We start from the raw sequence: 7,406 nt of genomic DNA, 5'->3' as shown, positions 1-7,406 counted from the left end.
TCCCCAATATCCATTTTTCTTTTGAGTCAATAATAGGGAACCTTTATACTGGGGAGGCTGGCTATCCTGAAATTGCCAATTTTCCGATTCGAAATTGAAAACAGACTCGAAATCAATTCTACCAGGAGAGTTTGTTCTGATTCTGGCCCAAGTTTCCCAATTTGGGTTGAATCTCAAAATCTCTGTCGGCCCAATCAAAGCTAAAGCAATCGACCGCAAAACCGTCGTTTTCCCCGAACCATTTGCGCCGAGCAGCACATGCCATCCCGCCTCTTTGCCTTCGGGAAACTCCATTTTGAAGTCTTCGATGCCACGGATGTTCTTGATATGAATCGATTTCAGGTACATGGGGCTAATTTACGGCTTTGGTTGGATTTTTGGAATACGCGACTGGATCACATCATCATCTGAACCTCCGCCGGAGGCAAATGTTCGGTCGGCGTGTGGCCGGAGGCCACCGCCTCAACGCAACTCACAAGCTCTTTTCCCTTGTAAACGGCACGACAAACTGATCCGTGAAATCACCTGCGAGGTATTTGTAGTGCGCGGCGATGGCGATCATGCCGGCGTTGTCGGTGCAGTATTCAAATTTGGGAATGTGGGCTGTCCAGCCTTTGCGTTGGCAGAGTTCCTTCAATTCCTGGCGAAGGTGACTGTTGGCGCTGACGCCCCCGGCGATGGCGAGGTGAGTGATGCCGTGAAGTTTGGCCGCCTCCTTGAAATTGCCCAACAGATAACTCACAATCCGGCGTTGGTAGCTCGCGCAGATGTCGTGTTTGTTTTCCTGGATGAAGTTGGGATTCGTTTTGATTTCGTCGCGCAGCAGGTACAAAAGGCTGGTTTTGAGTCCGCTGAAGCTGTAATCCAGGCCTTCGAGGTGGGGTTTGGGGAATGTAAACCGTTTCGCATTCCCTTCGCGGGCCAATTTGTCGATCGTTGGACCGCCGGGATAACCGAGTTCCATGACCTTGGCCGCTTTGTCAAAGGCTTCGCCGGCGGCATCGTCGATGCTTTGGCCGATCACTTCCATGTCCAAATAGTCGCGCACCAGCACAATTTGCGTATGTCCGCCGCTTACCGTGAGGCACAAGAAGGGAAACGTCGGCGGCGAATCACTCAAGAAATTGGCCAAAACATGGGCATTCATGTGGTTGACCTCGATCAGCGGAATTTCCAAAGCCAAGGCAAATGCCTTTGCAAAGCATGTTCCGACAAGCAAAGCACCCGCGAGTCCGGGTCCGCGCGTAAACGCGACCGCGTCCAAGGCCCGCTTGTCTACGCCCGCATCCGCAAGCGCGGCGATCGTGACCGCAACCACACGCTGCTGATGCAGCCGCGAGGCCAATTCAGGAATCACACCGCCATAGACGCTATGCTGCAACTGCGAAGAAATGACATTCGACAAAACTTTCCCGTCGCGGATCACGGCGGCAGAAGTTTCGTCACAACTCGATTCGATGGCGAGGATCAAAGGCATGGGCGAAATTAAGGAACTTCTGAGATAGTTTCCCGTCAACGCCCTTGAATTTCTGAGCGCAAAGAAGCCAATTCAGCATTCATTTGCTGGGACGCTCCCTACAAGGTCCTATGCCGGGCACGCTTACGCAGCATTACTGAAATGGTTACAGTCCTTGGCATGTTTATTGCTGTAGATTACTTCGAATCAAAATCATGTCTAAACATTTTAATAGCATTCGATTATGAACTCTATCAGAATCAAGAATCACCTAAAAATCAGTTTTGTTGCACTTTTGACAGTTTTTGCAACCCAAACTGTCAGCGGACAACTCGCCAAGGGAAATTGGCTCGTCTATGCGGGACTTGGAGATATTTCTTTTCGGCATCAATTACATTCCTTAGAGGATGACACCGTAAAGGTCTCATCATTAAGTGGAAGTGTGAGTATTTTCCCAAAAGCGGGCTATTTTTTGACAGACAATTTTGTGCTCGGCTCGGGTATTTATTTGGATTTCGGTTCCTTTCGATCCGTTCGTCGTCATGAAGACGGTAATTTGCTATACGATGCCCGATCGACCGCTGCCTATGTTGGCCTTTCACCCTTTGTGAGGCAATATTTTGGGCGTTCTGAAAACGGGAAATCGGCATTTTATGGACACTTGGGTGTTGGATTTGGTATAAGGTTATTGAGCCGGCAGACGTCAAAAATCTATGCCATGGATGGGTCATTGCTTTCAGATTATCATTCTACGGGATCTGGCTATTCTATAGTTGACGGCACAGCTGCCTTGGGATGGAATCGGTTTCTGACGCACAATGTCGCCCTTGATTTGAGTCTTGGATACAGTCCCAGTTTTCTAACGCAACGATTTTCATCGACCTTCAACGGCAACATCGCAATTGGCGCGGGGTTGAGCATCCTGATCCCAGGTGATCGCGAATAGCCACTAGAAAAGCGTTTTCATCAACCACGCTTTTTCTATCAGGAGGTTTAATTGTTGAATCCTCCATGCGTTAATATTCAATCTCCGCGCTCAAATCGTATCTTTGTATGATTTGAAAAGAATACTTCGCACCACATTCCGCACATTGCGGGCCATCGTCGTGAGCTTAAGCTTGCTCGTATTGCTCGCACTGTGGGCTTTGCGGTCGGAATGGGCACAAAACCAGCTCGTTCCAATTCTTGAAAATGCCATTTCCGATGCTTTGGGGGTGCAGATCGAGATTGGCACGGTCGACATCGACTTGCCGGCCTACGCGGTCCTTACCGACCTGAAAATGAGGGATGCACAGCATCAAGACATGTTTGCTGTCAAACGCTTGAAAGTCGGATTCGGCAGCTTTTCACTCCTCGATTTCATTTTGCACCCCAAAGATGTACAGTCGATCAAGGTGAGTGACGTGCAATTGCTGCAGCCCACGGCGCATCTCTATCGCAGCCGACGTGATTCGATCTGGAATTACAACTGCCTCAATTCGGCTAGCGAAGACACCACGCCTTCCAAGCCATTGAAACTCCGGCTTGAATTTCCCTCTGTCAATTTGAAAGGCGGCGAATTTTCCATGATCGACAGCACAAAAAGCGATTCGATCCTGGCCATTTCCACACCGATGAATTTCTCCAACCTGCATTTCAAGGATATTCATTCTGAATTGAGCTATCAGTTGGAGCCTGGGCTGAAAATGTTTGGGCATATCGAGCGGTTTAGCGTCTCCGAGGTGCGCTCCCAACAATCGGTGAGCGAATTCTCCACTGGCTATCTCATCCAACTGCGGCCGGAAGCACCCTCCAAATTGAATATCTGCATCGATGGTGCACGCCTGAAGGTAGGGCGCACCCATCTTGACTTGGATGCGGGATTGGATGACATCCGGCCTGACAGCCTTCCTGATGCATTTCATCCGGTTTTTACGGTGCAGTTCCGCCCTTCCACGTTTGATTTCAGAACCCTCAACAAGCTTTTGCCCAAGCCATTACCGATGGCGGAGCCGATGCAGGTGCAAGGATTGGTTTGGGGCGACATGAATGGTATTTTTTCGGATTCGTTGTTTGTCGGGCTTCTGGAAAAAACACGATTGCGTACCACGTTGGCCCTGACGGATTTCACCCATTCCGACGATTTGAAGTTTGGCCTCGGCATTGAGCAGGGCATACTGTCGTTTGAGGAGTTGCAACGATTTTTGCCGGATTCAGAAATTCCGCTTCGCGGCGTTGTCGCTTTGCGCGGCAATGTGGTAGGAACTTTGACACAGCTCAAAACCCAGAAACTGGAGGTACGGTACATGGAGCAAACGCATCTGCTGGTCGATGCCCGCATCACCGACTATACCAAGGGCGACTTGATTTTCATGGATATTAAGTTCAAAAACAGCAAATTCCGGTTTGATGAGCTGAAACACTTGATGCCTGAGATGAATCTGCCGCCTTGGTTGTCCAAATTTGGAACCTGCGGGATTGACGGCAAATTTCTGGGCGGAATCAATGACTTTGTGGTCAATGCCGAAATGACTTCCGCATTTGGCAATGTCAACTCCAACCTCCATTTGCAGCTTCCACCCAAAGTCAGACAAATTACCTATGATGGCTGGATCAGCACGCAGCACTTGAATTTTGATGCTTTGGGAGCAGATTTACCTGTCGCTTCCAACGATTTCAACTTTGAAGGGCGCATCGATGGCTCGGGAACCTCTTGGGGAACGATGAATGCCAACATCGACGGCACGATTCAAGACTCCGACCTGGAGGGGTATCGGATCGAGAAGATATTTACCAGCGATCTGAAGTTGCGCGGCTACAAAATCACGGGCGGTGTGGATGTCGTCGATGCCCATGGTGCTGCATCCGTCGTCGTGGACCTTGACTTACCCGATTCTTCACAGCATTTTTTCGTGGTGGGTGACATCAAACACCTGGATTTGGCCCAATACGGCATCCTGCCTTCGGATTCCGTTTTTTTCAGCGCCATCATCAATTTGAATCTTGACGGCAAAAACATCGAAGACTATACAGGTAAACTTCGATTTCTGCAGGCCGCACTTACGAGAAAAGACAGCGAGGACTCCCTCGAACTCAAAAATGCGGTCATCACTTCCAAGTTGGACGAAAACAAACACCATTCGATCAAATTGCGCAGTTCCATGGCCGATATGGACCTTTTGGGAAGGTTCCGCTATGACCAAGCGGCTAAAATCATCGGCAACTTGGCAACCGAAGCCAGGTTGTTTCTCAAAAACAATGACTCCTTGACTTTGGCCTACTATGAAGCCAAAGTGCAAGATTCCGTTGATTTTCAGTTCACGGATACGATTCGCACAAAGGCAGAAATCAACCATGCCCTGGCGTTTTTCCAGGTTCCATTGTATCTGGAACCCGGCACCATGGTTGCGGCACGCTTTGAACATGGCAGCATCGATGATTTGGAGATCAAGATGCATTCTGATTCGATTGGTTACGCGGCCTACAGCCTGGATCAGGATTCCGTGTACATCTCCATCATGAAAGACGGCGGCGAAAATCACTTCTTGGGCAACGGTTTCGTGCAAGTGAAGACGCTTTCATTGAGCGAAAACCTGCATTTCTCCAATTTGACCATTGAACCTTCCGCCGATGCCAATCAAGTCGACTACTTCATGCGTGCCTCACAGCCGGAGACAGGTAGCGCCTATGTCATCAGTGGAAGCACCAATTTCTTTCCAGGTGGGGAAATCAAAACGCAGATTCATGCCGACGAATCCAAACTGACCATTCGCGGGAAACCCTGGACCTTCGCCCAAGGCAACTCCATCGTGCACCTTTACGAGAAGCCGCCAAGTCTCGCCAAGCTGAACACGGATTCTGTGATTTCCCGCTACCATTTACGCGGTCTGAAACTGATGTCAGAAGGGCAGGAGATTTCCTTTGGCGGCGTGATCTCGACGGATCGATTGGACATGATGAACATCGACATTCGAAATCTCAGCATTCGAAACGTACTGGAAGTTCTTGAAAATCAGCAGGATATTGACGGAAGGGTCAAGTGGGCCACCATCGGTGCGCGCAATTTGCTCAAAGGCCAACCTGCAATTTTTGGAAGTGGGGAGGTGGTCAATTTTCGCTATCAGCTGGTCGACAGCATCGGAATCCGCTTCAAAGGTGGTTGGCCTGATCTACGTGGGAATGACTATGCTTCCTTGCGCGTGGAGTTGGGGAAATGGCGGCAGGATTCGGCCATTGTTCATGGTTGGTACAACATGAAAAATGACTCCATTCACTTTGATGCAGATTCCTCGACCTTCCAACTTTCCTGGATTGGACCGTTTGTCGAAGGTATTTTGAGCGAGATGGAAGGAAAAATCGCCGTTGACAACTTCAAGGTCAGGGGAACTTTGAAAAAACCTGAGCTTGACGGCATTGCAAGATTCACCAATTCATCCTTCAAAGTTGACTATCTCAACAATGTTTTCAGAATCGGTGACAATCAGTTGAAGTTTGACAATCAACGGGTAAACATTTCGAGGATCATGCTCCATGACACTTTGGGCGGATCTGCCGAATTGAATGGAAGTGTGCTTTACAACGATCCCAACGGGGCAAAGCTTGACATTCGCCTGGACAATGTCGACAATCTGCTCTTTATGGATACGCGCAAAGAAGACAACGATGTCTTTTACGGGCACATCGTCATTGACGGCGACTCTGCCAAAGTCACGGGAAAAGCCTCAGCTCCCCATATCGATGCCTGGGTCAATACCGGCAACAATTCTTGGCTGGACATTCCGATTTCGAGTTATACGAGTGCCAACAGGCTTGACTTCGTGAATTTCATTCAGAAAGGCGATACCCTGCACAAAGAGAAAAAAGCAGATTTTGGCGGTTTGAGCATGACTTTGAATGTCAATGCCCGCAGCAATGCCCGCGTAAGACTGATTTTTGATGAATTTGTCGGCGACGTCATCGAGGCACGCGGAGACGGAAATATCATCGTGAAGGTCGATGAGGATGGCGAATTCAACATGTTTGGAGCCTATATCGTCGATCGGGGTGATTACCATTTTACCATGGAGAATGTCCTGAACAAGAAATTTTCGGTCAACAAAGGGGGCAGAATCGTCTGGAATGGTGATCCGTTTGATGCATTGGTCGACCTCGAGGCCGTTTACAAAGTCAATGCAGACATGAGTGCGATCCTCGGCAACAGTGGCAGCGGAAATCGTGTTCCCGTTGAAATTGTGATGCACATGAAGGGTTCGCTGATGACGCCCGAGATTGCACTCGAATTGCGATTGGAAATGTCTGAGCAGGATGTTTTTGGCTTGGCGACTTTCTTCCAAGGTATTCAATACGATCAGCAGGAATTGAACAAGCAGGTGGTAAGCTTGCTCTTGTTCAGGCGATTTGCAAGCACATCCACCTCTGCAACAGCTTCCAATTCAGGCGCAAATGTTACGGGTAGCCTTTCTGAACTGGTCTCCAATCAGGTCAATCACTGGCTATCACAAACTTTCAGTGATCCCAAACTCGGGGTTGAGGTATTGTCCAACGATTTTCAGGATGTGCAGTTGGCGCTCACCGCCAGCCTGTTCAATGACCGTGTGACTGTGGAACGCAACGGTACCTTGATCGGAAACAACTCCGGAAACCTGAGTATCGGGGACTTGACCGTATTGATCAAGGTATTGCCCAAGGTCGATACCACAGGCAATTTGGATCCCAATGCCGGGCAGTTGGTGATGGAGATCTTCAACCGCGAAGATGCAAGCATCACCAATGCCAACAACATCACCCGTGGCACGGGCTTGTTTTATAAGAAGGACTTTGACCGTCTCAAGGAGTTTTTTGAAACCAGGAAGGCGATGCGCAAGGAAGAAGGTGTTGAAATTAAGGGCGGATGAGCAGGGCCAAAGCCCATTTGATCCCGGCAATCATGAAAACAAACCGATAAATTCACCACATTTGCCCACCAAAAATC

Annotated in this window: 4 protein-coding genes; 2 read left to right on the top strand and 2 right to left on the bottom strand. The window is 49.1% G+C overall.

The window, feature by feature from the left end; genetic code table 11:
- A partial coding sequence (locus IPN95_05150) for an AAA family ATPase (GenBank protein ID MBK9448796.1) occupies positions 1-348 on the bottom strand: 348 nt, incomplete at its 3' end.
- A 124-nt stretch (positions 349-472) separates the two neighbouring features.
- The gene (gene tsaD / locus IPN95_05145) at positions 473-1,477 is read right to left on the bottom strand and encodes a tRNA (adenosine(37)-N6)-threonylcarbamoyltransferase complex transferase subunit TsaD (protein MBK9448795.1); all 1,005 of its coding nucleotides are present in this window, start codon (positions 1,475-1,477) and stop codon (positions 473-475) included.
- A 223-nt stretch (positions 1,478-1,700) separates the two neighbouring features.
- On the opposite strand from tsaD, the gene IPN95_05140 reads away from it, so the two are divergent.
- The gene (locus IPN95_05140) at positions 1,701-2,402 is read left to right on the top strand and encodes a hypothetical protein (protein ID MBK9448794.1); all 702 of its coding nucleotides are present in this window, start codon (positions 1,701-1,703) and stop codon (positions 2,400-2,402) included.
- A 112-nt stretch (positions 2,403-2,514) separates the two neighbouring features.
- On the top strand, positions 2,515-7,329 hold the full coding sequence (locus tag IPN95_05135; protein MBK9448793.1) for a translocation/assembly module TamB domain-containing protein: 4,815 nt from the start codon (positions 2,515-2,517) through the stop codon (positions 7,327-7,329).
- The last annotated feature ends 77 nt before the right edge of the window (positions 7,330-7,406 follow it).

It is taken from the genome of Bacteroidota bacterium, assembly GCA_016718825.1.
In the GTDB taxonomy this organism is placed as follows: Bacteria; Bacteroidota; Bacteroidia; order J057; family JADKCL01; genus JADKCL01.
The sequence above is the reverse complement of the archived record's forward strand: the minus strand, read 5'-3'. Positions and strand labels throughout refer to the sequence as shown.